Genomic DNA, 25,723 nt, shown 5'->3' with positions numbered 1-25,723 from the left:
CTCGTCCCCTGTTCGGGGCGGCTGGTTGGCGAGGCAAGCTCCGCCTCGTTTTCCGCGATTATCGCCTGCATCGCGCCCCGGTTGCGGCGCCCGCGGCATGAGAGCCCAGGCCAGACATTCACCTACATAGACCCAGTGTTTCGCGTGTGGACGCTGGCGTCAGGGCCATTCAGGGAACGTGATGTTCCGCAGTGTGAGGGTCCGTGGTCCGTCCGCCTCCCACAGCTTGAGTGAGAAAGGGCCTTGCACGGAGGCCGCCGGGGCCACTGCCTCGACCACAAGGCGCTTGAACTCTTCGTCTGGCAAGAGCTGCTCCTGCCAGATGCGAAGCACCTTCAACTCTGCTCCGGCCTTGTTTCGAAGCATCGCCCCTTTCGCGCGCCAGGGTGCACCACCGGCTTTTACTGCCAGGTGGGTCTCCACCGCGACCCTCGCAGTGGAGCGGTAGGTTCTGACAAAGGATGAGGTGAACCACTTCTCGGCATCCAGGGAGACGGCGGCGCTCACGTTACTTCCAAGCACGCCGTGTTCATCCATGGCTGTGGTGGAGATGAGCCCCGCCAGTCCGGCAGGTGCTTCATGCTCCGCCACCACCCGTGCGTTCTCCTCCTTGAAGCGCGTGAGCTCGGCCCGAAGTTCCCGCACCTCTTGCTGATAGGTCGCGACCGTCCGCCTCCCCCGATAGATCTCGATGAGGGGCTGGGCCTTCACGGGGTGAACTCGCAGAAGAAAGGACGCGCTGACTGGCGCAGCCCCGTCCCTGAAGTGCACGACCAGCCGAAACGTGTCGGCGGCAGTCACGCGAGAGGACGGCACCAGACGAAGCGTGGTCTGCCCCAGGTCTACCAGTTCAAAGCGGTCCCGCCCCTCCAACTCGACATCCTCGCGCCTCAAGCCGGCATCGAAGAGGAGCGTCGTTGAAAGCCCTGCGCTGATGACAATCTCAGATGCGGCCTGGACCTCCTCTGGGGAAAGCTCGATCCGGCGCGATACGGGCCCGAAATCCAAGGCTTCGGATTGCGCGGTCGCGGCTCCGCCTGCAAGCAGAAGTCCCAGAAGAATGGCAATGGAGGACGAGGTCACTCGGCGATTTCTCCCAGAAGCATCTGGCTACTTGAACTCGCTCACCGCCTTCAGGGTCGCGAGCCCGAAGATACGAGCACTGGTTGATGATTCGTCTCCAGGCTCTCGCTTCATGCCTCGCCCACCGCTCGTCGCATAGACCTCGAAGCACACGGGAAAGCGCTCCCCCTTCGGTGTCGTTGCCCATGTGAGTCGGCCATAAACGCGGTCGCGCACGAAGAGACGGCCCGAAAGCAACGTACTGCCCGGGATGTCCCCGTGCCGGCCAAACAGGGTCAACTGACGTGGGCCCTCTTGGACGGAGACGAACCGCTCATCGAGATCAAAAGCCGCATCGAGCAATTGACCGATACGGATGTGTCGTTTCTCCATGGCCTCCACGGCTCCCTCAGGGCAAGGCTCGGGAGGAGGACTCGGACGCACCTGGGTTCCAGGACACCCGAGCGCCGCGCAAGCCGCCGCCGTGCCGACCGCACGAGCCATGACGCGCATGCCCTTCTTCGTGGGCTTCGAGGAGAGTTGAAGGGGCAGCGTGTCTTTCGGCGTCGTCACGGTGGCTGAAACCTCCTGGAGCGTCGCGGGGAGAGCGACGGCCGCGGCGGTGGTCTTCGGTCCGGTGAAAGCCGCGGCGCGGTCAGCTTGAGGTGACTTGCCAGAGGTCGCTACTTCCTGACGGAGGGGGCCGGGCTCCGCGACCCGCGACATCCCGGGTCCCCACACCGCCCCCGCCACGACGAGCGCCCCGGCAAGCGCCATCCAGGCGCGGAAGGCCCCGCGCTTCCCGGGCGCCGCACGCACGGTCGACGCGGGAGGCGGCACCTCCTTCGCCATGGCAGCCGCGCCCATCGCTGGCGCATCTCCCGGGGGAAGGCGCTTGCCCCGTCGGGGACGGTGCCGGGGCTCGTTCACCCACTGATTGAGGCTGTCGAGGTCCTGCCCCTCCGTCGTCGCGGAGTCCTCGGCATAGGCGTCGCAGAGGGGTACGTCCCACGTCGCGTCCGCGCCACGCAGCGCCTGCTCCAGGGATTCGCAAAAGACCTGGGCGCTCGGCGTGCGGGCCTCGGGTGTCTTCCCCAGCAGCCGCATGCACACGTCACCCAGCGACTGAGGCACCCGCGCGTTCTCCTCGTGCGGCGGCGTGGGCTCGCTGGAGAGAATCGCCTCCGTCACACCGGCGGCGTCCGGGCCATCGAAGGGGAAGCGCGCCGTCAGCAGCCGGTAGGAGACGAGGCCCAGCGCCCACAAGTCGTCCGCCGGGCCCGCCGTATACCGGGCGTCCGGCGCCTCGCGGTGGGCTCGCAGGAAGCGCCACGCCTCCGGAGCGCGGTAGTCCACCGTCCCGGGCGGGAGGATGTCCGCCGTCAAGTCACGCGCGCCCGCGTAGTCGCCAATGCCGAAGTCCACCAGCTTGGCCACGCCATCCGAGGCGCGCACCATGATGTTGGCCTCCTTCACGTCCCGGTGCACCACCGCGTCCGCATGGGTCGCGGCGAGCCCCCGCGCTACCCCCAGCAGCACGTGCGCCGCCTGCCGCGCCGTGGGGTTGTGCGCGTCCGCCCATTCGTCCAGCCGGGGTCCGTCCACGTACTCCATGGCGATGACGGCGAATTGCGGCTGGACCACCGGCAAGTAGCCATGGCCCAGGATCCCCACCACGTTGGGGTGCCGCAGCCGGGTGAGGATGGAGACTTCGCGCTCCGCCCGCGCCCCCACGCGCGGCAGGTGCAACAGCTTCAGGGCACAGCGCTGGCCCTCGCAGCGCGCCAGGTACACCGTGCCGAAGCCGCCCTGCCCCAACTGGCGCTCCACCGTGTAGCCCAGCACCTGGACCCCAGGAGACAGCACGGCCGGAGGCGGCCCCCGCATCATGACGGCCTTCCTTCGGGCTCCCAGGCGTCTTGCATGCGGCGTCCTCCCAGCAGGGGCGCGCACCCTACCAAGGACATGAGAAACCCGGGAACCCCTCCCCTTCGCGCGCGTCCGGCAGAAAACCCGTGGAGTCCATCGAGACCTTTTCGACCTCCAGCATTCATCCCCTCCGTGTCCTCGGCTACGCTGCGCCCGCCATGAACGAAGAACTCGGCATCACCATTGGAGCGGAGGCCCGCGCCGCCCGTCAGCACCTGGGCCTGACGCAGGCCGAAGTCGCGGAGCGCGTTGGACTGGTGCACCCCGTCTACAACCGCCTGGAGCGAGGGAAGATGCTTCCCAGCGTCCCCTCCCTCTACCGCATCTGCCGGGAGCTGCGGGTGTCCCCCGAGAAGCTGATGGGGCTCACCGCGACGGGCGACGTGCGCAAGGGCACGAAGCCCAAGCCCCAGGAAGAGGACGCTCCGGAGCTGCGGCGTCTTCTCCACCTCGCGCGCAAGCTGGACGCGGAGGACCTCGCGGCCCTCCTCCATGTCGCCTCGGCTCTGGCGCGCTGACGCCCTACTCCTCTTCCAGGTCCTCCAACCCGTAGGCGTCCAGCCCATTGCCGAAGAGGTCTCCTTCGCCGAACTCCACTTCGTCGCGAAGGACGCTGCCCTCCACCAGCACCTGGGCCCACTCCGCCGCGGCTTCCTGCCGGCCGTAGCCCGGGTGCCGCTTCGCCAGGGCGACTCGCATGGCGTCGCGCATGTCCGCCGCCGTGGCGAACCGCTCCTCGGGGTTGGCGCGCAGCGCGACATGCAGCATCGCCTTCACGTCCGCGGAGAGTGAAGCCACGGCTTCCTCGACGTCCTCCGGGCCGAAGCTCGCCAGCAACACCTGCATCTGTGTCAGCGGCAGCGAGGAGATGATTTCCGTGAAGAGGTAGCTCAAGTTCGCGGGTGGGAGCGGCACGTCCTCCACGTCGAAGAGGTGCTTGCCGGTGAAGAGCTCCACCAGCAACACGCCCAGGCTGAACACGTCAGAGCGCGGCGAAAGCGGCGCTCGCGCCAGATACTCCGGCGAGGCGTAGGCCACATCGCCCCGAACGAGGTTCGCGGGCGACTCCGCGCGCCCCACCACCATCGAGTACGCCGCGCCGAAATTCGCCAGCTTCACCTCGCCTTGCGTCCCCACGTAGACGTGCCGGGGGTTGACGTCACGGTGGATGACGCCCAGCGACTGGCCGGTCGCGTCCGTCAGTGTGTGCGCGTGATGAAGGGCCTCCGCGATCTCCGCACCGACATAGAGGGCGAACGCCTCGGAGACGGGCCGGCCGCGCGCCACGCCCGCACTCACCAGCGTCTCCAGCGAAGGACCCGCCACCGACTCCATGACGACGTGCAGCGCCCCCTGGTGCACCTTGCGGTGGAAGACCTGGGCAATGGCCGGGTGGCGAAGGCGGAAGGCCAGCTGGATCTCCTCTCCCAGGCGCTTGCGCTGAAGATAGGTGGAGGGGTTCGCCAGCCTTCGCACGAAGCAGAAGCCGGGCAGCGTGCTGTCGCGTTCCGGGAAGCGCTGCGCCAGCATCAGCAGCTCACCCGTCGGCATCAGCACCAGCTCGCGGACCGCCTCGTAACGAATGCCGTCGATGGTGAAGAGGTGCACGGGCCTCTCAAGCGTCGGCGGAAGCCGCCTGCGGCGCGGGGAGGCTTCGGTGCGTGCCAGGTCGTCGGTCGTCGTGTCGGACATGACTCCTCGGGAGGCGGAAGAGAGGCGGCGGCGTCTCTCCGGGAGTCTGGGCGAATTCAACCTTTAAAGTCCAGACTCACGAACCTTAAAGAGCGATTCACCTGGCCTGCCGGGTCTCGCCCAACCAGCGACGGACCTCGTCCAGATACTCGCGCGGCAGCGCGTGCCCGCTGTCGAAGGCCCGGCGCGTCTTGCGCTTGGAGGGCGCGGCCTTGAACAGCTTCTGGGTGTCCTCCTCGGTGGAGAAGACATCGCGGTTCGCGGTCAACAGCAGCCAGTCCTGATGAACCTGGCCCATCCGGTTCACCGGTGCGGCGTCGCCCAGCGCGGGGTCGACATGGGGCGGCACCATCGTCACCAGATGGGTGATTCGAGGCTCGCGCGAGGCCAGCAGGAGGCCCACCTGGGCGCCCATGCTGTAGCCGGCGACGAGCACCCTCGGCGGCTTCTTGCCGTTGGCGAGCACCTTCGTGAGGAGCGCCTGCGCATCGCGCACGGTGTCGACGATCATCGCTTGATAGGGACCGGGCTCCCCTGCATGCGCTCGCTTCGCGAGGGCTCCGGGCCGCGCGTCGGGAGTCGCTCGCGCGCCGTGCCGTCTCGCATCCATGAGGTAGACGCGATAACCGGCGCTCCGCAGCTGCTCCGTCAGGGCCCCCCCGAAGGTCGGCTCCGCATCCGACAGCCAGTCGTCCTTGCTCCGGGTGAGGCCGTGAAGCAGGACGGCCACGGGCGGATTCGTCCCCTTCCCTTCCGGCTCCAGGACCCACGCGGGAATCCGCTCCCCATCCTCCGCGCGGACCTCCAGGGGGACCGGGGGGCTCGCGGCGTGGGCCACGGAGGTGACCAGGAACATCAGAGACAGGAACAGCGAACGCATCATCACGGGACTCCTCGTTGGAGAGAGGCCGTGAAGGGTGCGGGAGCGGCGGTCAGACAGGCGTCACCCACGCGCTGACATTCATTTGACGTAGACGCGGGTAACATCCGGGGCACTTCCATGCGCGTGCTCGTCATCGAGGACAACCGCGACCTCCAGGCCAACATCGCGCGGTTCCTGGAGCCGGACTTCCAGTTGGACTTCGCGAGCACCGGGCCCGAGGGGCTCGCGCTCGCGCTGGGCCATCCGTACGACGTCATCGTGCTGGACGTGATGCTGCCCGGCATGAGCGGCCTCGATGTGTGCGAGCGCTACCGGCAGCTCGCGCCCCGGCTCGTCCCCATCCTGATGCTGACCGCCAGGGACACGCTCGAGGACAAGGAAGCGGGCTTCCAGGCGGGCGCGGACGACTACCTGGTCAAACCGTTCTCGCTGCGTGAGTTGCGCTGGCGACTGGAGGCCCTGGCGCGCCGGCCCGTGCCTCCGAGCGGGCGGAAGCTCACGTGGGGCGGGCTCACGCTGGAGCCGGAGAGCGGGCACACGCAATGGGGTGGGCGCACCGTCCGGCTCAACCGCACCGAGGCGCTCTTGCTGAGGTGGCTCATGGAGGCCGCGCCCGAAGCCATCCCCGCGGCCACGCTGGCCGAGCGGCTCTGGGGGGACGAGGCCCCCGAGTCCAGCGCGCTGCGCACGCACGTCTATGCCCTGCGCAAGGCGCTCGCCGGGCTGGGGCTCGACGATGCCATCACCACCCTGCGAAATGAGGGGTACCGCCTGGATGCGCGCTAGGTCGAGCAGGTCGGTGCGCGCCGTACTCCAGCGCGCCATGGGGCTGTCCGCCGCGTTCGCGCTGGTGCTGATGGGTGGGTTCTTCACGCTCTTCAGCTACGACCTCGAGGACGTCATCTTCAGCCGCATTGTCGCCGCGGAGGCGGACCGGACCGAGCCAGGTCACGTCCCCGGAATCACGCGGTATGACGGCCACGCCGCGCTGCCGCCCTGGCTCGCGGAGCGCCTGCGTCCGGACGCACCTCCGAGAGAGTACGAGGTGGCCGCCGGGAGTCACGGACACTTCCACGTCGCGGTGCGACCCGGCGCTGGAGGGGGCCGCCAGTACTTCGCGTTCGACGTGACGCGCCTGACGAGCACGACGGACCACCTGAAGCGGACCGCTGGACTGCTTGTCACCAGTGCGCTGCTGGCGTTGCTGGCCGCCGCGCTCCTCGCCCGCCTCGTGGCTCGCAGGCTCGGTCGTCCGCTGGAGCGGATGGTGGAGTGGATCCGAACTGAAGGAGCACTGGCGCCCGAGGATGACGGCGGAGTGGCCGAAGTCCGGGCGCTGCGGGACGCGCTGCTCGCACGCGACGCGCGCATCCAGGAGCAGTTGGAGCGTGAGCGGCGGTTCAACCGCGACGCCAGTCACGAGCTGCGCACGCCCCTGGCCGTGGCCCAGGGCGCGGTGGAGATCCTGGAGCTCGACCCGCCACGAGACACGGAGACGTTCGACCGGCTGCGCCGGGCCGTGATCCAGATGGGCCTGCTGACGGAGGGCATCCTCTGGCTGGCCCGCGAGCGCTACTCCGAGGAGCGCTGCGACCTGCACCGCGTCTCGCGAGAACTGCTTGCGTTGTACGGGCACCTGCGACGCAGTGGCAGCATCGAGCTCACCATTGAGTCCGCAGGTGAAGTCCACGCGCCCGTCCCTGCATCCGTCGCCAGGGTGATGATGGGAAACCTTCTCAAGAACGCGCTCGCCTACACGAACGAAGGGCGAATCGTGATCACCATCGAGCCCCAGGCGTGGACCCTGACCGACACGGGGGTTGGCTTTGGCCGCGCCGAACCCGGGAGTGAGAGCCACGGCATCGGCCTGTCTCTGGTGGAACGACTGGCCCAGCGCTTCGGGTGGACGCTGTCCATCCACGCGCTGGAGCCCCGGGGCACTCGCGTACGGTTGAGCTGGCGCGGAGAGGGCGACACGCCAGTCAAGAGTTGATGCGAACGCTTGGCGTGGCAGCCGTGGCTGTGCTGTCATCGATTGCCATGACAGTCGTTGTCGCCTTCGGCAGCGCCGTGAGCGCTGCTGTCCTTCTCGCTCTCGTTGGGTGCGGTTCGGCCACCGTCGGCGGCGGAGGAAGTCCTGCGCGCGCGAAGTGGGTCAGCCCCATCGTCACGACGCCGGACGGCGGCCAACTCCGGACATGCTACGCGCCCGGCGGCAAGTGGCTCACGCCGGGCCCTGAGCGGCCCTACGCGGACTGAGGAGCGCCCAGGTCAATGACGACCCTGCTCGCCGAGATCTCGCGTCTCCATTACCCACGCCCCCCCGCCTCGCCAGCCCAGATCGCTGCGTTCGAGACGCATGTCGGCTGGGTGTTGGACGAGGACCTGCGGGCCTTCTACCTGCACTGCAACGGTGCCACGCTCTTTGCCCCGCTCCCTGACGTCAACTACCACCTGCTCCCGCTGGAGCGCATCGTTCGCGCGCGTGTTGCCATCCTGGGGCGCGACGAGGACGGCGCTGGCCCCGCATCGCATTACTGCGTGGTGGACATGCAGGACGGGGACTACGTCATTGTGGACGTCGCGCAGCGTGCTGGCGCCAGTCTTCCGCTCTTCGATGCATGGCACGAGACCTACCCGGCGACGAAGCGCATCGCATCCAGCTTCGGGGAGTTCTTGGAGAAGGCGCTGAGCAGCGGCAACGAGTCATTCTGGCTGGATGGCTGAACACCCCCAGGAGGGACTCCCCCGTCGTAACGGGTCGGCGGACAAGCGACTTCCCAGCATCAGCACGGCAGGGTAGCGGCGTAGGCGGACGTTCCCGGAGCTGGCCTATACTGGCTGAATGGATGAACTCCCTCGCGCTTTGAGCTCTTCGGGCCCGGTGAGCAGCCATTGCTCGCGACTGGCTCACGCGAGAGGGTACAACCGGGCCTTTGCCTGTGCACTGGCAAGGGCCCGGTTTTGAGAGAGCGGGTCAACTCAGTACAGGTAGCCCCAGCCAATCGTGGTGTCGTAGAAGAAGCCGTTGTTCTCGCCGAACTCGAAGATGATCGTCCAGCGACCGTTGCCCCAGTCGTAGAAATGGACCTTGAACATGACCGTCTGGCCTGACTGGCCCCACGGGCCGACGAGCGTGCCAGTCATCACCGTCGCCTGGGCTTCACCGGTCGGCATCTCGTAGGTCGGCATCTCGCTGCCGAGCACGGAGGAGAGCTCACCCGTCGCGTACAGCAACGCCTCGACCGCGAGCGCGCCTTCCCCGCCGGTCAAGACATGGGGCGCGAGCTTCGGCGCACGCCCTTCGGCCCACGCCTGGCGGATTTCCGACGCGCTGGCGGTGCCCACCGTGTCGAACAAAACCTCGCCACCCGTCACCGGAATCGACCACACGCAGGTCGGGAAGCCGGACGGCGGCGAGCCTGCCCCCGAACACACATCCCCCACGGCAGGTGTGGCAGCAAAGCTCGTGCTCGTGGACAGCACCAGAACAGCCAGTGTGACAATCGACAGGTTCATTCTCGTATTCATGAGTCCTCGCAAGTTGGGCCGTCGATCGACCGCGTATCCAGACGCGGCAGGAGGCTGCACAAGCAGTCACAACCCCGCCACAATCCTTATCATACTCCAGCAACTCCGGCGATCAGTGATTTCACAACTGCGCTTCACGTCAAGGCTTCAGGGCGCGGAACACCGCGTCCACCACCTCTTGCTCGGTGGGGAACGCCAGGCCGGTCTTCTTGATGACGACCTTCCCATCCACCGCCACTTCAAAAACCCCCGCCCCGCCCTTCTTCAACTCCGCATCCAATTCCAGTTCGTCCTTCAGTGCGGCCGCCACACGGGCGGCCCGGGGCAGGTAGCCTCAAGCGGTACAGTAGGTGATGGAAACCTTCGCGTCGGCCATGGTGTTCCTCCTGACGAAATGGGACACCGCGCGCGAATGCGCGGCACCTGCACCATCGTGGATCCCAGCCGAGCGGAATCAAAGCTCCGGATTCGCGGCAGAGTTGACATGGAGATTCCTCAGGCCTGCCGAACTACGATGGGAGCCCTCCATGACACCCGCCCGGTCATTCACCCTTCACGAGTACCCCATCTGCGACGACGGCTGTGGTCCCTACGACATCACGACGGGGGCGGACGGGGCGCTCTGGTTCACGCTCGTCCACCATGGCCAGATTGGCCGGCTGACGACGGCAGGGCACGTCACGCGCTTTTCCGTCGAAGGCGCGGAGGGACTGTCGCGAATCACGCCCGGTCCCGACGGCGCGCTGTGGTTCACCGAGTTCAAGAGCCACCGCGTTGGACGCATCACCCTGGAGGGGAGCGTGAGCTGCTTCCCGATTCCCGGCGAGGGCGGCCCTTACGGAATCACCGTGGGCCCGGATGGCGCACTCTGGTTCACTCTGATGCACAACGACCGCATCGGAAGGCTCACGCCTGACGGAGACATCCGCGAGTACCGCCTCCCCACCACCGGTGGATATCCGTCCGCCATCGTCACGGGCGCGGACGGTGCCCTCTGGTTCACCCTCAACCAGACGAACGCCCTCGGCAGGATGACCCTGGATGGAACCGTCACCCTCTTCCCGCTCCCAACCCCCGGCGCGGCTCCCGTCGGCGCGACCGCGGGGCCGGATGCCATCTGGTTCGTCGAAATCATCGCGGGACAGCTTGGCCGCATGGCCCTGGACGGAACGGTAGAGGAGTTCCCCCTGCCTCATCGCGATGCGAAACCCCACGCCATCGTGGCCGGCAGGGACGGTACGTTCTGGTTCACCGAATGGGGCGGCAACCGCGTTGGCAGCATTAGCGGAACCGGGGCGATTCAGCTGTATGACCTTCCGACACCCGCCTCCGAGCCACACGGCCTGACACTGGGCCAGGACGGAGCGGTGTGGATTGCCCTGGAGAAGGGCCGGGTGGCCCGCCTGGAGCCACTGCATCCATGACGACCCAGACGGCGGCTTCCCTGCGTTGCTGGGTGGCCCGAGTCCGGCCGGCGCTCTCTATCCGGCGGCTCCGAACGTGAACGGGATGAGCGCCTCGTACTTCTCCTCGTCGTTGAGCCAGGAGGGTGGAGGCGTCGGGACGATGAACGACACGTCGGAAAAAGGTGCCGCGCCCGACCGCGACCGGTGCGTGCAGCGCCGGCACGTCGATCGGATCGACTTCGAGCCGCGGCTCCGGACCGGGCTCGGTCAGTATCTCCTCCAAGGCTGCGACGTCCTCCAGGGTCGCGGAGCGGTCCCCGCCGCGCAGCCGGATGGAGCGACGACGGTCGACACGCGCCGCGCAGGGAGACGCCGCTCAACAGACAGCGATAGTCGTACGCACCCATGAATAGGCGAAGCTACAGCCATGCTCATACCCATCGAAGCCATTTCGAGAGAAATGGAAAGAGAGGATGGGACGCATGGGGCCCGGTAAAGGGAGGAGGGCTGGTAAAGATGGACCGCGGAGTCCCCCCGGTTCAAGAAGCCAAGCTTCACCCAACTCAGGGCGCCGAGGCTGGCGGTGCGTATCCGTGCTGTTGCTCGGAAGCATGAAACGCGCGGTGCCGGGCAAGATTCGCCTGGATCGCCTGCTGCGCGGACTCGGGGAGATGATCCCAACGCAGGCGGAGTCCGGGCCTGATACCAAAATGGAGCGCTGTCTCGCGCTGCAACTGGTCCGACTCCAGAAGGTTGCCGTCGTCTGCGAATGAGATCAGGCCCTGGTCGAAAAGAGCATCCAGCGGGCTCGAGAGCAACAAACCGTTGTTCACATCGCCTCGCAAGGACTCGTCCAGCCGCCACGCCACGATATGGGACGCGCGAAGCTGTCCATTGCAGGGAACGCCGTGCACTGAGCACGAACCAGACCAGCGGCGCAGAAGTTCACGCCGAAACGCAGCATGCTGCGGACCGCGAACCCAGATTTCACGCAGGATTTCGGACGCAGGAAGGTTCGAACTTCCTTCCGGAGACGAAGGCTGCTGAGCGGTCGCGGCAGAAACAAGAGGACTCCACGCTTCGGACGCGGTGAACTGTCCGCGCAGGGCTTCGAGGATGCGTACCACGCCCTTTGAAGGGTTGCCCCATTGAGCAACCGCATAGTCCACGTACCCCTGGAGGGAGGTCATCAGTCCCGGAATGGACTCCGCGCCGAAGCGAGCCACGATGCTATCCACGAAATACTGCACCGCCTCCGCACTCATTGGGGAACTGAACCCCTGTCCCAATCGCAAACACCGATAGTTATTAAGCAGCACTTCAGCACTGCCGGCGTTCATCGCCTGATCTTGAACCAACGCAGCGATCGCTTCCGCACGTGTCTTATGTCCGTCAACCACTTGCGCCGCCCATTCACAAGCGGCCGCGAACTGTTCCGGCGTGTGCTTCGCGGACCTCGTCCTGCCCGTTACCGACTCCGCAAGGGCTTCGTCCGTCACGTCTTCACTTCCATCATGAGGCCTCGCCGAATCCACCACCTCATTTTCAACCTGGTCTTCCGTGGACGTGGCGGCCTCATCCAGAAATTCCCGGTAGCGACGAACTGCAACTGCCACATCGTCTACGACCTTGAGAGGAATACGCTGGCGCAGCTCTGCATCTGTGCTCAACAAGTCTAGAAAACTGTCGAGTTCGTCACCGGATGCGTTCTCGACATCTCGGCCCGTAAGATGGGACAGCTTTCGCAGGCGAGAGACATAATCTACCGCAGCGGCGCGACTCAGCGGCCGCCCCGTCACTTCCGAAGTATATCTCGTATGGAGCCAAGCACGGAACTCATCAAAAGGCATGCGCCTATCTTGGCTGAGTTTCAGCCATCTGTCTCCTGGGTCTTGAGCTCGCCGGAGGCACTCGCTCGAGGCGATTGACGCCACGGGGGACCGAGGCTCGAACCAGCGTCGACATCCTGGTGAACGTGGGCGTCAGTCGCTATTCGGCCAGGTCAGTATGCCCTGTGAAGCGGGGATGCGCTCAAGGCAGACCGACCCGTTCTCAGGCTGCGCCGGAACCTCTACGTACACCCAAGCCTCATGGGATTCCCCAAGCCGTGCGCGATCGACTCGAACGCCCAAGTCCCGCGTGACAAATGAAAGGCCAAGGATTCGATCAATCTCCTGGGCCGTTTCTTCGTCGATTCCATTGGCGCATGCGCCCCGCCACTTGGGTCCAGTGAAGTGCTGGCGCAGCAGTTCCGCTTGCGCCACCAACTCGTCCACGAGCGGAAGGAATGCACCCTCCGCCTGTGGCTGCAGACAGAAGGATCCTCCAGCTTGATTTGAATAGAGGATTCCGGTCGGCCAAAGAAGAATGAGACCCACACTCGCGGAGTCATAGAGCCGGATCAGCGGCAGGGTTGACATGGAGCCTTCTCGGGAGTGCCCCTCAAAGCGCATCGACTGGAGCGAGAGGCCGCCCATCCAGTATGCCCATCTGAAGCGACATGGCTCAAGAGCCGTACCCACGCCCAGGGCAGGAGCACGGCTTCTCGCGAATTCGCGGATTCGACGCATCTGTGCTCCAGTGGGTTTCCCCCTCCCCCTCCGTCCATGACCACCGGAACCCATTCGCCTCCTCCTGAGCCAGGCATGCGGCGCGCGGTATCGCGCTGGGAAATCGTCGGCTTCTCCATCAACGACGTCATCGGCAGCGGTGTCTATCTGCTGCCTGCGGCGGCCGCAGCGAACCTGGGCTCGGCCAGCACGGGTGCCGTCGTGCTCGCGGGGCTGGCGGTGCTGCTGCTCGTGCTCTGCTTCGCGGAGGCGGCCAGCTACTTCGACAAGCCCGGCAGCGCCTATCTCTACACGCGTGAAGCCTTTGGAGAACGGGTGGGCTTCCAGGTCGGCTGGATGACGTGGCTGGCTCGCGTCTCGTCCGTGGCCTCGTTGTCCGTCGGCTTCTCCCGTGCGCTGGGCTTCCTGTGGCCCGCGGCGAACTCGGGCTTGGGCCAGGGATTGGCCATCGCCGTGCCCCTGCTCGCGCTCACCGCCATCAACGTCGTGGGCGTGAAGAGCGGCGCTCGCACCGCGGTGTTCCTCGCCGTCACCAAGACGGTGCCACTGCTGGTGTTCATCGCCGTGGGCCTCTTCTCCGTGTCCGTGCCGCTGGCGACGTCGGTGGCCCCCAGGGATGGAGGCAACCTGGGGTCCGCGGTGCTGCTGCTGCTGTTCGCCTACGCCGGCTTCGAGAACACGGCGGCTCCGGCGGGTGAGTTCAAGAACCCGCGCCGCGACGTGCCCTTCGCGCTCATCGTGCAGATTGGCGTTGTCACGCTCATCTACACGGCGGTGCAGTGGGTGGCGCTGGGCACGCTGCCCGGGGTCGCGGACGCGCAGACGCCGCTCGCCAACGCCGCTGAGCGGTTCCTTGGCGGTTGGGGTGGGCTCCTCATGACGGTGGGCGGGGTGCTGTCCATCCTGGGGACCAACAGCAACACCGTGCTCGCCGGGCCGCGCTACCTGTACGCGCTGGCCCAGGACGGCTTTGGCCCCGCCGCGCTCGCCACGCTCCATCCGCGCTACCGTACGCCGACGGTCGCCATCCTCACCCAGACGGCGATCGCCCTGCCCCTGGCGTTCTCCGGCTCGTTCGAGGTGCTCGCCACCCTCTCCGTGGTGGCCCGGCTCGCCACGTACTTCGGCACCGCCCTGGCGGTGCCCGTGCTGCGCCGCAAGCTCCAGGCGCCCCCGAACGCGTTCCGTATCCCGGGGGGACCCGTGATTCCCCTCGCAGCCGCCGCACTGTGCGTCGTCTTCGCGCTGAGCGCGGAGCGAGAGAACCTCGTCGCCGGGGCCATCGCGCTCGCGGTGGGCTTCGTGCTCTACCGGTTCCAGCGAAAGCCGGACGGCAAGGCGGCGCTCGGATAGCGCGAAATGAAGGGCGCTACGGCTTGCGCTTCGGGGGATGGACGGCGGCGGCGGCTTCGCGCAGCTTGTCCTTCTTGCTCTTGCGCCGGCCCTTCACGCCGCCGTTCGGATCCAGCGGCGGTGCGGCGGACACGGCCGTCTGCGTCGGTTCAAAGCCCGCCACCTGCTCTCGCGCGACGGACAGGTTGTTGCGCTTCTCGATGAGGCGGAAGTGGGCTTCGGTGTCCGCGCTGACGAAGCTGATCGCCACGCCCTGGTCGCCCGCACGCCCCGTGCGGCCGATGCGGTGCACGTAGTCCACGGTCGAACGCGGCAGGTCGTAGTTCACGACCGCGGGCAGGCCCGCGATGTCCAGGCCGCGCGCGGCGACGTCGGTGGCGACGAGGACGCGCACGCGCTTCGCCTTGAAGTCCGCGAGCGCCTGCGTGCGGGCCCCCTGGCTGAGGTCTCCGTGCAGCGACGTCGCGGGGATGCCGGCGCGGTTGAGCTTCAGCGCGACATGGTCCGCCGCGTAGCGGCTGGCGACGAACGTGAGGACGTGGGACCACGCGTGGGCTTCCAGCAACTGCCGCAGGAGCATCGTGCGCCGGGGCGCATCCACCTGGATGGCCCGCTGGAGGATGAGGTCCGCGGAGGGCAACTCGCCGTCATCGACGTCGATGCGCGTGGGCTCGTGCAGCAGTCGCTCCGCGAGCGTACGCACGGCGGGCGGGAACGTGGCGGAGAACAGCAGGTTCTGGCGGCGCGCGGGCAGGAGCGTGAGCAGGCGGTTGAGCTCGTCAGCGAAGCCCAGGGAAAACAGCCGGTCGGCCTCATCGAGCACCAGCGTCTCCACCTCCCCCAGCCGGAGCGCGTTCTGCTCCACGAGGTCCAGCGCGCGGCCCGGTGTGGCCACGACGACATCCGCGCCGCCCCGGAGCGCCAGCATCTGCGGGTTCGCGGAGACGCCGCCGACCGCGAGGCAGGTCTTCAGCGGCTTCTTCAGGTGACGGCCATACCGCTGGAGGGAGTCGACGATCTGGGCGGCGAGCTCCCGCGTGGGGACCAGGATGAAGGCCCGCACCGGCCGGACCGTCCCGCCCGGACGGGCGCGCAAGGCCTCCAGGAGGGGCAGCAGGAACGCCGCGGTCTTCCCCGAGCCCGTCTTCGCCGAAGCCTGGACGTCGCCGCCGCGCAGCACCACGGGGATGGCCGCGCGCTGCACCGGCGTGGGTTCGTCGTATCCAAGTTCGGCCACGGCGCGGACGAGCGCGTCCGACAGGCCAAGTGAAGCGAAGGTCATGGGAGAGGGGCCCTGGGTAGCACGACGCGTCGAACCCTACCCTACCTGGCGCAGGGGGCGGCGGCGGGGGTGTCCAGTTGAGCCCGGCGGGTGCTCCCCACTGGAAGCAGGAGCCTGCCTCAGCCTTCGATCGGACCCGATGGACGCCGCGCACCGGGCAGGCCCGCGAGCAGCTGATCCGCCAGCGCTTTCACGGACAGTCGGTTGTCGCCGCCAAGCAGCAGCGTCAGCAGCTCGTATTCTTCGTTCACGCGAGCCAGGACGCTGATGCCTCCCGCTCGCAAGCAGGCGACCCGGCCCAGCGGTGGAAGGGCTGGCTCGAACCCGGCGCGCTGCAACAGCACCAGTGCCTGCTGCAACCCGGCGCGTCCTTCACCGGCCCGCAGGGTGCCGCCCAGATTCACCTCGTCGCGTTCGGCGCAGCGGCGCAACTCGAAGCGGTGGAACAGACTCTGGGTGACCCGCTCGTTGAAGGTTTCATGGATTTCGATTGGCGTTTGCCATTGATACGGAACACCCGCCTCCAGCATCACGAGCGCAGCATCGTCCCCTTCGACGCGCTGTAGATCGAAGTAGCAGTCATACAAGGCCACCATTGATTCATCCGTTTCGATGGCCACGGGAAAGAAGCGGTCGGACGGAGGGGCATTTTCATCTTCTTGGTCGAGGCGCTCGACGATGGCGGCGAAATGGTGGTCGAGCGTGGCGCCGAACGGAGGCCAGCCACCGCTGTGGCTGCCCATGCGTCGCAAGAACTCCACATAGGAGGCGGGCAGCGCCGCGCCGCGGTCGGCCGTCAGGGCCCAGATGGAGGCATCCGGGACACCCTCCAGCTGCGCCAGGAACTCCGGGGCCCGCTGGCGGACGAATTCAATCAGAAGCGGCCAGTCCATCCGCGGAGTCTAGGGGCTGTCCCTGATTAACGCAGCCAGAGAAGCATGGAGGCGACGTGCAGGACGGCGAGGTAGCAGGTCGCTGTCTTGTCGTAACGGGTGGCAGCGGCGCGAAAGCATTTGAGGTCGTGGAAGAAGCACTCCACCCGGTAGCGCAGCCGGTAGAGGGTTCGGTCCAGAGGTGGAGGCTGTTTCCGGCTGGGATGGGGATGGATGACGGGTTTCATCCCCACCTTCTGGGCGTTGGCGCGAATGCGCTCGGCGTCATAGCCGGTGTCCGCGATGAAGGCGTCGCCTTCGGCGTGCACCAGCAGTTCCTCGGCCATCGTGGACTCATGCTGCTGCCCGGCCGTCAGCGCGAGGTGGAGCGGCTTACCGCCCGTCGTTGTGACGGCGTGAACCTTCGTTGAAAAACCTCCTCGAGAACGCCCCAGAGCATTGCTTCGGACCCCCCTTTTCCGCCCGAGGCGTCCTGATGCGCCCGGACGACGGAGGCGTCTGCCAGCGAGCCGAGCTCATCTACCGGAAGTCGCAGGGCCTTGAAGATGGCTTCCCAGCGCCCAGCTTGCGCCCAGCGGTGGAAGCGGTTGTAGACGGTCTTCCAGTGGCCGAATCGCTCCGGAAGGTCCCGCCATTGCACCCCTGTCTTCACGCGCCAGATGACGGCGTTGATGAAGTCGCGGTCCCCTCGCTTCGAGGGTGGGCCGCTACGCGAGCCCAGCAAGGGCTTGATGCGGCTCCACTCGGCATCGCTCAGTTCATGTCGGCGCACAGCCAGCGTTGATCATGTCTGACGCTGGCTGGCAACCTCATATGCCCCTCAAGGCCGGGTCCAACGCCGGTGTTTGATCCACCAGGTTGAATTTCGGGCCGGAGATCAGGGACAGCCCCTAGGGTGAGTTCACGCTGAACCATCAGAGGTTGCTTTCCTCGGTGTCCGGATCCAGGCGCACGAGGTACGGCGGGACGGTCCACTTCAGGGCCTGGTCCAGGTTGCCCGCCCTTGCGCTTCCGAGGAGCAGGATGGGGGCGAGCCCCATTCCCGTGATGAAGTCCCCGGTGCCGTCGGTGCGCCGTCGGTACTCGGCGATGGCGTCCTTGAGGTGGGTGGTGCCACCGCGCGAGGCGATCAACGCGTTCAACATGCCCGCGGCGTTCACGCCCTTGGTCACCGCCGCCCGCAGCGCCTCCCTGTACTCGTCGTACTCCTCTTGCGTGAGCACGCTCTGCTGACGGATCCGCTTGAGGTAGCGGAGCTTCGGAATCAACGCGTCGCGCTGGTCGCGCAGCAGGCTGCCCATGAGCGGGACCTGTCCCGCCGGGTCGTTGTGGAAATACTGCTGCGTCAGGTCCATGTCGCCCAGCGAGATGTCGACATCCATGTGGATGCCCCCGACGAAATAGAGATAGAGCAGTCGCGCCAGGTCGGAGAAGTATTTGACGTCATCCCAGATGCCAGCCAGCGCCGAGTTGCCGGCCCGGTTCGCCAGCTCCGTCAACCAGCCACCGCTGTCGAGCCGCTCGATGGCGAGGACCCGAAAGCCCGCCTGCTCCAGCCTGCGCCGTTGGGTGGCGCGCAGGGGCCGCTTGTCCTGGGGCGCTTGAGGGCGCTTGGAGAAGATGAAGACGCCCTTCGTCTTCGCGATCGCCCCTTCGAGGTGCGAGTCCAGCACCCGCTCGACCTCGTCGGAATACCAGAGGTGACACGTCCAGCCCGCCCGCTTCGCCCGGAGCCCATCGGCGATCAGCTCTTCGACCACCGCGGGACTCATGGGTCCGCCGGTCCAGAAGCGATGGATGTTCTTCGGGATGGCGTGCGTCGTCCCCATCGGAGAGCCGAGGATCCCCGAGATGATCAGCGCCTCCTGGGCCTGACTGGGATGCAGGTGCACCTGCCCGGTGGTCGAAGCACGGGGCATGGCGAAGAGGCCTCGAGGGACCTCCAACAAGGGCGCGGGCGTGAGGCTCGCGGACGGGCGGGACCTCCGGATATCGAACAGCCGAACGGGAGTCTCACCCACGTTCGGCCCCTGGGGACCGTGCTCCGTGCAGATGCCGAGCGAGCAGAAACGACACGTGTCGCGAACCCACTCACCGATCAGCGCTCCACTTCGATGCGCCGGGTCGTGGCAGATCCCCAGATCACAGAATGCACACATGGCCTGCGTCCTCGAAGGGTGAACGAGCGTCGAAAGCGCGCAGTCTGTCCGCAGGCACGTGTCACGGGAATTGGGTGCACCGAGACCTCCTGTCCCTGCGACGTGTTCGCCTGCGCAGGCTGTGAAGGCGGGCGGCCGGTGGAGCCCCCTGCCCGTGCGCTGTCGCCCGCGCGTCCCATGCCCATGCATTGAGCACGGTCATGCCTCCCCCTCCCCTTCCTCCGAACCTCGAGTCGCGCCGTCCCCAGATGTTTCCTGTCCTGGACGCCCGGGACATCGAGCGCATGCAGCGCTTCGGTGAGGTCCGGCACTTTCGTGATGGGGAGTGCCTCTTCGCGGCCGGACAACCGAGCCCTGGGATGCTCGTGCTCGCCCAGGGCCGGGTGGCCCTCTCCCGGCGCGATGGCCTGGGGCACTCGATTCCCATCGTGGAGGAGGGCCCGGGCCAGTTCCTCGGTGAAGTGGCCCAGCTCTCCGGACGCCCCTCGCTTGTCGACGCTCACGCGGTAGGGGAAGTGGAGGCGCTGGTCATCCCCCCGCACCGACTGCGTGCGCTGCTCGTGGCGGAGGCAGACCTCGGCGAGCGCATCATGCGCGCCCTCATCCTGCGCCGCGTGGGCCTGCTCGAGACAGGCTCCGGTGGGCCCGTCCTGGTCGGCCCTCCCGAGGGCGCGGGCAGGGTTCGTCTGGAAGGCTTCCTCTCGCGCAATGGCCACCCGTATCTCGCGATGGATCCGGCGCAGGGCGCGGAGGCGGCTTCACTGCTTGAGCGCTACTCGCCACACGCGGAGGAACTCCCGCTCGTGGTGTGCCCGGATGGCTCGGTCCTGAAGAATCCCTCCGAGAGCACCCTTGCCCGAGCGCTCGGACTGCTGCCGGAGGGGGCCTTCGAAACGCACTATGACGTCGCCGTGGTGGGCGCGGGGCCCGCGGGGCTCGCCACCGCCGTGTACGCGGCCTCCGAGGGGCTGCGAGTGCTCGTCCTGGATCAGCGGGCTTTCGGGGGGCAGGCGGGCGCGAGCGCGCGCATCGAGAACTATCTGGGGTTCCCCACGGGCATCACTGGCCAGGCACTCACCGCGCGCGCCTACGTGCAGGCGCAGAAGTTCGGCGTGGAGATGGCCATCCCGGCAGAGGTCGCCTCCCTGCGCTGCGCCGCCCCTGGCGCGCCGCTCACACTCGCCCTGACCGACGGGCGCAAGGTGCGCACGCGGACCGTGGTGGTGGCGAGTGGCGCCCGCTACCGCCGTCCCGCGCTCGCGAACCTCGGCCAGTTCGAAGGCCGTGGGGTCTTCTACTGGGCCAGCCCCATCGAGGCACGCATGTGCGCCGACGAGGAGGTCATGCTCGTCGGCGGTGGCAACTCCGCGGGCCAGGCGGCCGTGTTCCTCGCGGGCCACGCGCGTCGGGTCCGAGTGCTCGTGCGTGGCCGGGAGCTCGCGGCGAGCATGTCCAGCTACCTCGTCGAGCGCCTGGCCGCGTCCCCTCGCATCGAGCTGGTGATGGAGACGGAGGTGGTGGAGCTGGCGGGCTCGGTCGAGCGCGGCTTGAGGCGCGTGCGCTGGCGGCACCGACCCAGCGGGCGGGAGGAGGCGGACGACGTGCGCCACCTCTTCCTCTTCATCGGCGCGGATCCGGCCACGGAGTGGCTCACGGGCTGCGGTGTGGCACTGGACGCGAAGGGATTCGTGCGCACGGGCGCGGTGCTCGGCGAGGAGCCGCTCCAGGCGGAAGCCTGGGTGGCCGCCGGGCGGTCGCCGTTGGGTTTCGAGACGAGCCTGCCAGGAGTGTTCGCCATCGGCGACGCGCGCTCGGACTCCGTCAAGCGGGTGGGAGCGGCGATCGGAGAGGGTGCGGCCGTGGTGGCGCAGCTGCATGCCTGCCTGGCCTCCGCCACCACGCGCGTTGCGACAGGCCCCCACACATCCCCATGTTCGACACCATGAGGCCATCGGTCGGAGGCCCCAACACGGAGCGCGAGCCATGAAGAAGGCATGTCCCCACCTGGAAGACACCCAGCATCACCGGACGGCTCCCGTCCACCCCAGCGGCCACGGATGCATGGAGTGTCTGAAGGACGGAGGGGACTGGGTCCATCTCCGGATGTGCCTGACCTGTGGGCACGTGGGCTGCTGCGACGACTCGCCGTCACGCCACGCGACCCAGCACTTCCACGCCAGCGCCCACCCGGTCATCAAATCGTTCGAGCCTGGAGAGAACTGGGCCTGGTGCTTCGTGGACGAGCAGTTCCTCGACCGGATCCCCACCTTCCCAGGCGAGTCCCCGCCGGTGCACTACTCAGCCCCCATGGGCGCGCCCTAAGCAGCTCAGCCCCTCATGCCCACTCCGTCAGCCCCTCGCGCTGGTACAGGGTCGCGAACGAAGGCCGCGCCTTCAATCGGGTCGCGACCGCGGCCAGGTGCGGCCACGCCGTGGCGGGCTTCGGCATGGCGCGGGACCAGCGCATCAGCATGACGAGGTAGCAGTCCGCGACGCTGAGCGTCTTCCCCAGCAGGAAGGGACCGTTCGCGGCGAGGTGCGCATCCAGCACCTGCCACGCGCGCTCGATGCGGACCGTGACGGTGGAGCGCACGGCTTCGGCATGGGCCTCCCCCGCAGGCTCGTGGGGATACCACCACTGCCGGAACAGCGGCTGCACCATGTTCGCCAGGTGGAACATCCACTGGCAGTAGGCCATGCGCGCCGCGCTTCCCTGTGCGGGAGCCAGGCCCGCCTCCGGATGGCGGTCCGCGAGGGACATCACCAGGGCCGCGGCCTCGAAATGCGGCTTTCCGTCAATCAGCAGGGTCGGCACGACGCCATTGGGGTTGAGCGCCAGGTACTCGGGGCGCTTCTGCTGTCCGGCGCCGGTGTCGACGTGTTCCAGGGCGTGCGGCTGGCCGAGCTCGAGCAGCACCCAGTGCACCAGCATGCTGGCGGCACCCGGCGAATAGTAGAGCGTGTACATGCGGTCTCCGTGCGAGCGGGGTAACGGCCCTGGAGTGTGGGCAACAGGCCCTGCGTCCGTCCAGGGTAGAGTGGCCCTCCGGAACGGCTCATGGCATCGCGGCGGATCTCTCCCCAGACCCTTGAGGAACTGCGTCACCGGGTGGACCTGCCCGGCCTCATCTCACGTCACGTGGCGCTGACGCCAAGTGGGAAGGAATTTCGCGGCCGGTGCCCCTTCCACGAGGAGCGCACCCCGTCCTTCTTCGTCGTCCCGGAGAAGGGCTTCTTCTTCTGCCACGGGTGCCGCGCGCGCGGAGACGCGGTGGACTTCCTCCGGCGCATGCTCGGGCTCTCCTTCGGGGAGGCCGTGCGGGAGCTGGCACGGCAGGTGGGACTTCCGGTGTCCGAATCCGAGGCCTCGGCGGCGGACTCCAGCCAGCGCTTGCGCGACGTGACGAGGCTGGCCCAGGAACACTTCCAGACCCTGCTCTGGAGCAGTGAAGGCGCATCGACGAGGGCCTATCTGCAAGCGCGGGGCGTCACGGAGGAGACGGCGCGCGCGTTCGGGTTGGGCTGGGCTCCCGAAGCCTGGGACCGGCTCGCGGAGCGGCTTGAGCGCGCAGGGCTGCGGGAGGCGGGACTCGAGACGGGACTCGTGCAGCCGCGCAAGAAGGGCGCGGGCTGCTACGACTTCTTCCGGGGCCGGGTGATGTTGCCGCTGCGCTCACCGGACGGCCGGCCCCTGGGCTTCGGGGGGCGCCTCATGGCCGGTGGCGCCGAGGGGCCCAAGTACCTCAACTCGAAGGACAGCCCGCTCTACCACAAGGCGGACACGCTGTTCGGGATGGACCTCGCGCGGGCGGAGATCCGCCGGCTGCATCGCGCGGTGCTGGTCGAGGGCTACTTCGACTGCGTCCTGCTGCATCAGGTGGGGGTGCGCCACGCCGTGGCGCTCTGTTCCACGCACCTGACGCCGGGCCACCTCCAGATGCTCGCGAGAGCGGAGGCCCGCGAGCTGGTGCTGCTGCTGGACGGGGACGCGGCGGGGCTCGCCGCGGTGGAGCGCCTGGCCGGACCGCTGCTCGCCGCCGGAGTGGCCACCTTCGTGGCGCTGCTGCCCCAAGGGGAGGATCCGGACACCTTCGCGCTGCGGGAGGGCGGCGCAGGAGTGTCCCGTCTGCTCGAGGACGCCCGTCCGCTCACGCGCCACCTCTTCACCACCGTGCTGCCCGAGGGACGTGACGCCAGCTTCGAAGCGAAGATGCTCGCGCTGGGACGGCTGCGCGACGTCGTGGCGAAGATCCCCCCGGGCCTCATGCGCACGGCCTTCCTCCACGCGCTGTCCGCCCATGTGGGCCTGCCCTCCGCGGAGCTGGAGGGCGTGCTCACCGGGACACCGGGAGCGACGGCGGCCCAGGCACCTTCCCCGCCCCCCGCGGTCGTCACGCCAGCCGAGCGCGGAGTGGATGCGCTGGAGGCCCGCGCGGTGGCCTGTGTGCTGCGCCATCCCAGCGTGCGGGACCAGGACGCCTTCGGGGCGCTGGAGCATCTTCAGGAGGCCGGGCTGCGAATGGCGCTGGGCACCGCGACCACCGGAGGCCTCACGGCCACCGGCGTGGTGGCGCGAGCCCTCGCGGGCGCCACGCGAACCCTGCCCACGGACGCGGACGCCCTGGTGAAGGTCTTCCGCGCCACTTGCTGTGAGCTGTCCCTCCGCAGGATGGACGCGGAGCTGGCGAAGCTGGCCGAACTCAATCGTGACCCCCGACCCAGTGGCGCGACCCTCGCGCGACTCTCCCAGCGCTCGGAGCTGCTGGCCCTGCGGCACCGGGTGCGACAGGTGCTGCAGGGCCTTCGCTGAGACGCCAGCAATGCCTTTCAGACCGTCAGCGCGTGAGGGCTGAGTCGAGATGACCAGGCCTTGGGACCCGAGCTTTACCTGATTCATCGTGGAGCATGAGCGCGCTCTAGGCACCTCCGTCATCGCGCCACAGGTTGGGCCGGCTCGCGAACAGCTCCGTCAACCATTCGATGAAGACCCGCGCCCCGGCGCCCAGCTGACGCGCGGGTGGGTAGACCAGGAAGAGGGGCCGGGGTTCGGGCCGCCAGCCGTCCAGCACCCGCACCAGCTCCCCGGACGCGAGGTAGGGCTCCACCACGAAACGCGGAGCGAACATGACGCCCAGGCCGGCGAGTCCCGCAGCCAGGTACGCATTGGTTTCGTTGAGCGTGAGCAGGCTTCGACCCCGGACCTCCAGCCGCTCGCCCTCGCGAAGGAAGACGAAGGGATGCTCCTTGCCGCTCAGCGACGAGAAGTAGCTGACCACCGCGTGCGCTGGACCCGCCAGCTCCTGCGGGTGGAGGGGCGCGCCGTGGCGCTCCAGGTAGCGCGGGGATGCACACAGCCAATAGCAGAGGTCGCCCAGGTGGCGTGCCACCAGGGACTCGTCCTTCACCGGTCCTCCGCGAATAGCGCAATCGACGTTGTCCGCGATGAGGTCCACGACGCAATCGCTTACGCCCAGCTCAATGTGCATCTGGGGATAGCGCGCGTAGAACGACGGCAGCGCGGGGATGAGCAGCAGCCGGGAGATCGTCCCACTCGAATCCACGCGCAGGCGCCCCCGGGGACCACGCCGTGACTGGGACAACGTGGCTTCGAGTTCCCGCACCTCGCCCAGCAGCCGCAAAGCCTGCTGGTAGTAGGTCATGCCTTCCGGGGTGACCGTCACGCGGCGCGTGGTGCGGTGCAGCAGCTTCACGCGCAGGTGCGCCTCCAGCTGTTGGATCAGCCGGGTCACCGCCGCCTTCGGGCGGCCCAGCGCGTCGGCTGCCTTGGTGAAGGTGCCGGTCTCCACCACGCGGACGAAGGCTTCCATCGCCGTGAACGTGTCCATCTTCCACTCCGGATTGTTTCAGCGGTGAAACGCAGTGTGCGAAGTGCTCCCGTTTATCCCAGTGGAGGCGGGGCGTATCTCATCGCGCATGAAAACGCCCTTCGCTCGCGGTGCCTTCCTCGCTGTCTCTCGCGCCCTCACCCTCTTGATGCTGGGGGGTGCTCCCCTGCTTTCGTCCGCCGTCCACGCCGCCGCGCCCCAGGTCCGGACCCAGGCCCCCGGGTTCCATCGGATGATGCTCGGTGACTTCGAGGTCACCGCGCTGTCCGACGGCACCGTGCCCCAGACCGTGAGCGAGGTGGCGAAGGGCACGACGCCAGGGCGGGTGAAGGAGCTGCTCTCGCGCGACCACCTGGAAGATCCGATCGAGGCGTCCATCAATGCCTTCCTCATCAACACCGGCACCGCGTTGGTGCTCGTGGAGACGGGCTCGGGGACCTTCTTCGGCCCTGGCGCGGGAGGCCAGCTCCAGCAAAGCCTCCAGGCGGCGGGCTATCGCCCCGAGCAGATCGACGTGGTGTTGGTGACGCACATCCATTCCGACCATTCCGGTGGGCTCATGGCCAAGACGGGCCGGGCGTTCCCCAACGCCATCCTCCGGGCACACGCGCGAGAGGTGGCCTTCTGGCTGGGTGGCGACGAGCAGGCGAAGGGACAAGTGGCCCCGAAGTTCTTCGAGGAGGCGCGGGCGATGGTGGGGCCCTACCAGGACGCGGGGAAGCTGAAGACGTTCGCGGATGGGGACACCCTCGTTCCAGGCATCCGGGCCATGCCGACCCCGGGACATACGCCGGGGCACAGCGCCTACGTCGTGGAGAGCCGCGGAGCGCGGTTGCTCCTGTGGGGCGACCTGATGCACTTCGGCTCGGTGCAGTTGCGCGAGCCTTCGGTGACGGTCGCCTACGACGTCGATGAGCGCGCGGCCGCGGCGCAGCGGGCGCGGGCGTTCACGGAAGCGGCGAAGCGCGGCGATCTGATTGGCCTGGCGCACATGCCCTTTCCGGGTCTGGGCCGGCTGAGCGCGGAGGGCAAGGGCTACCGGTGGATCCCGGTCAACTACAGCTCAGGACAGCGCTGGGAGGGGACGAAGGCCAGGGCGGAGTGAGAGGGTTCCGCC

Annotated in this window: 23 protein-coding genes and 1 pseudogene; 10 read left to right on the top strand and 14 right to left on the bottom strand. The window is 67.8% G+C overall.

What is annotated here, in order from left to right; translation table 11 throughout:
* Positions 1–159: 159 nt before the first annotated feature.
* Positions 160–1,083: a DUF2381 family protein gene (locus tag D7Y04_RS14555; RefSeq protein ID WP_120595521.1), complete on the bottom strand. Its 924-nt coding sequence runs from the start codon at positions 1,081–1,083 to the stop codon at positions 160–162.
* A 27-nt stretch (positions 1,084–1,110) separates the two neighbouring features.
* Positions 1,111–2,952: a serine/threonine-protein kinase gene (locus D7Y04_RS14550; protein ID WP_368666418.1), complete on the bottom strand. Its 1,842-nt coding sequence runs from the start codon at positions 2,950–2,952 to the stop codon at positions 1,111–1,113.
* 197 nt (positions 2,953–3,149) lie between these two features.
* Between D7Y04_RS14550 and D7Y04_RS14545 the strand changes: the two genes are divergently transcribed.
* Positions 3,150–3,509: a helix-turn-helix transcriptional regulator gene (locus tag D7Y04_RS14545; RefSeq protein WP_120595537.1), complete on the top strand. Its 360-nt coding sequence runs from the start codon at positions 3,150–3,152 to the stop codon at positions 3,507–3,509.
* Positions 3,510–3,513: 4 nt separating this feature from the next.
* Here D7Y04_RS14545 and D7Y04_RS14540 read toward each other — a convergent pair whose 3' ends face one another.
* Together D7Y04_RS14540 and D7Y04_RS14535 are read right to left on the bottom strand one after the other, a co-directional pair.
* Complete coding sequence (locus D7Y04_RS14540) at positions 3,514–4,683, bottom strand: serine/threonine-protein kinase (RefSeq protein WP_120595520.1); 1,170 nt, start codon at positions 4,681–4,683, stop codon at positions 3,514–3,516.
* Between the two features lie 97 nt (positions 4,684–4,780).
* Positions 4,781–5,566: an alpha/beta hydrolase gene (locus D7Y04_RS14535; RefSeq protein ID WP_120595519.1), complete on the bottom strand. Its 786-nt coding sequence runs from the start codon at positions 5,564–5,566 to the stop codon at positions 4,781–4,783.
* Positions 5,567–5,683: 117 nt separating this feature from the next.
* On the opposite strand from D7Y04_RS14535, the gene D7Y04_RS14530 reads away from it, so the two are divergent.
* From D7Y04_RS14530 to D7Y04_RS14515, 3 genes are all read left to right on the top strand, one after another.
* A complete protein-coding gene (locus D7Y04_RS14530) occupies positions 5,684–6,352 on the top strand; it encodes a response regulator transcription factor (RefSeq protein WP_120595518.1) in 669 nt (222 codons plus the stop codon).
* Between the two features lie 13 nt (positions 6,353–6,365).
* Positions 6,366–7,559: a HAMP domain-containing sensor histidine kinase gene (locus D7Y04_RS14525; RefSeq protein ID WP_233601416.1), complete on the top strand. Its 1,194-nt coding sequence runs from the start codon at positions 6,366–6,368 to the stop codon at positions 7,557–7,559.
* A 281-nt stretch (positions 7,560–7,840) separates the two neighbouring features.
* Complete coding sequence (locus D7Y04_RS14515) at positions 7,841–8,293, top strand: SMI1/KNR4 family protein (protein WP_121759714.1); 453 nt, start codon at positions 7,841–7,843, stop codon at positions 8,291–8,293.
* A 255-nt stretch (positions 8,294–8,548) separates the two neighbouring features.
* On the opposite strand, the gene D7Y04_RS14510 is transcribed toward D7Y04_RS14515, so the two are convergent.
* A complete protein-coding gene (locus D7Y04_RS14510) occupies positions 8,549–9,085 on the bottom strand; it encodes a hypothetical protein (protein WP_147477111.1) in 537 nt (178 codons plus the stop codon).
* Positions 9,086–9,236: 151 nt separating this feature from the next.
* A complete protein-coding gene (locus tag D7Y04_RS14505) occupies positions 9,237–9,473 on the bottom strand; it encodes a SelT/SelW/SelH family protein (RefSeq protein ID WP_233601415.1) in 237 nt (78 codons plus the stop codon).
* Between the two features lie 151 nt (positions 9,474–9,624).
* Between D7Y04_RS14505 and D7Y04_RS14500 the strand changes: the two genes are divergently transcribed.
* Positions 9,625–10,521 carry a virginiamycin B lyase gene (locus tag D7Y04_RS14500; RefSeq protein ID WP_120595514.1) on the top strand — a complete coding sequence of 299 codons (897 nt, stop codon included), beginning with the start codon at positions 9,625–9,627 and terminating at the stop codon, positions 10,519–10,521.
* 545 nt (positions 10,522–11,066) lie between these two features.
* Here D7Y04_RS14500 and D7Y04_RS14495 read toward each other — a convergent pair.
* Positions 11,067–12,353 carry an HNH endonuclease gene (locus tag D7Y04_RS14495; RefSeq protein ID WP_121759711.1) on the bottom strand — a complete coding sequence of 429 codons (1,287 nt, stop codon included), beginning with the start codon at positions 12,351–12,353 and terminating at the stop codon, positions 11,067–11,069.
* A gap of 132 nt (positions 12,354–12,485) precedes the next feature.
* Entirely contained in the window at positions 12,486–12,923 is a 438-nt protein-coding gene (locus D7Y04_RS44030; protein ID WP_147477110.1) for a DUF6210 family protein, read from the bottom strand.
* A 225-nt stretch (positions 12,924–13,148) separates the two neighbouring features.
* Between D7Y04_RS44030 and D7Y04_RS14490 the strand changes: the two genes are divergently transcribed.
* Positions 13,149–14,426: an APC family permease gene (locus tag D7Y04_RS14490; protein WP_121759710.1), complete on the top strand. Its 1,278-nt coding sequence runs from the start codon at positions 13,149–13,151 to the stop codon at positions 14,424–14,426.
* 16 nt (positions 14,427–14,442) lie between these two features.
* Here D7Y04_RS14490 and D7Y04_RS14485 read toward each other — a convergent pair whose 3' ends face one another.
* From D7Y04_RS14485 to D7Y04_RS14465, 4 genes and pseudogenes are all read right to left on the bottom strand, one after another.
* Positions 14,443–15,708 (bottom strand): DEAD/DEAH box helicase, encoded by a 1,266-nt coding sequence (locus D7Y04_RS14485; protein ID WP_121759709.1) that lies wholly within the window; start codon positions 15,706–15,708, stop codon positions 14,443–14,445.
* A gap of 119 nt (positions 15,709–15,827) precedes the next feature.
* Positions 15,828–16,601: a hypothetical protein gene (locus D7Y04_RS14480; RefSeq protein WP_121759708.1), complete on the bottom strand. Its 774-nt coding sequence runs from the start codon at positions 16,599–16,601 to the stop codon at positions 15,828–15,830.
* 29 nt (positions 16,602–16,630) lie between these two features.
* Positions 16,631–17,346 (bottom strand): annotated as a pseudogene (locus D7Y04_RS45640) (transposase); the annotation flags it as partial.
* Positions 17,347–17,515: 169 nt separating this feature from the next.
* The gene (locus tag D7Y04_RS14465; protein ID WP_121759705.1) at positions 17,516–18,520 is read right to left on the bottom strand and encodes a hypothetical protein; all 1,005 of its coding nucleotides are present in this window, start codon (positions 18,518–18,520) and stop codon (positions 17,516–17,518) included.
* 440 nt (positions 18,521–18,960) lie between these two features.
* Between D7Y04_RS14465 and D7Y04_RS46530 the strand changes: the two genes are divergently transcribed.
* Both D7Y04_RS46530 and D7Y04_RS14455 read left to right on the top strand, forming a co-directional pair.
* Positions 18,961–20,706: an FAD-dependent oxidoreductase gene (locus D7Y04_RS46530; RefSeq protein WP_121759704.1), complete on the top strand. Its 1,746-nt coding sequence runs from the start codon at positions 18,961–18,963 to the stop codon at positions 20,704–20,706.
* A 37-nt stretch (positions 20,707–20,743) separates the two neighbouring features.
* Positions 20,744–21,082, top strand: coding sequence for a UBP-type zinc finger domain-containing protein (locus tag D7Y04_RS14455; protein ID WP_120597025.1), 339 nt, complete (start codon positions 20,744–20,746; stop codon positions 21,080–21,082).
* A 13-nt stretch (positions 21,083–21,095) separates the two neighbouring features.
* Here D7Y04_RS14455 and D7Y04_RS14450 read toward each other — a convergent pair whose 3' ends face one another.
* Positions 21,096–21,728 (bottom strand): glutathione S-transferase family protein, encoded by a 633-nt coding sequence (locus D7Y04_RS14450; protein ID WP_121759703.1) that lies wholly within the window; start codon positions 21,726–21,728, stop codon positions 21,096–21,098.
* Positions 21,729–21,818: 90 nt separating this feature from the next.
* Between D7Y04_RS14450 and dnaG the strand changes: the two genes are divergently transcribed.
* Positions 21,819–23,570, top strand: coding sequence for a DNA primase (gene dnaG, locus D7Y04_RS14445; protein WP_121759702.1), 1,752 nt, complete (start codon positions 21,819–21,821; stop codon positions 23,568–23,570).
* Between the two features lie 106 nt (positions 23,571–23,676).
* Here the strand turns inward: dnaG and D7Y04_RS14440 are convergent, their stop codons facing one another.
* Positions 23,677–24,606, bottom strand: coding sequence for a LysR family transcriptional regulator (locus tag D7Y04_RS14440; protein WP_121759701.1), 930 nt, complete (start codon positions 24,604–24,606; stop codon positions 23,677–23,679).
* A gap of 88 nt (positions 24,607–24,694) precedes the next feature.
* On the opposite strand from D7Y04_RS14440, the gene D7Y04_RS14435 reads away from it, so the two are divergent.
* A complete protein-coding gene (locus tag D7Y04_RS14435) occupies positions 24,695–25,711 on the top strand; it encodes an MBL fold metallo-hydrolase (RefSeq protein WP_233601414.1) in 1,017 nt (338 codons plus the stop codon).
* Positions 25,712–25,723: the final 12 nt, after the last annotated feature.

Origin of the sequence: Corallococcus sp. AB038B, from assembly GCF_003668955.1 — a bacterium.
GTDB lineage: Bacteria > Myxococcota > Myxococcia > Myxococcales > Myxococcaceae > Corallococcus > Corallococcus exiguus.
The sequence above is the reverse complement of the archived record's forward strand: the minus strand, read 5'-3'. Positions and strand labels throughout refer to the sequence as shown.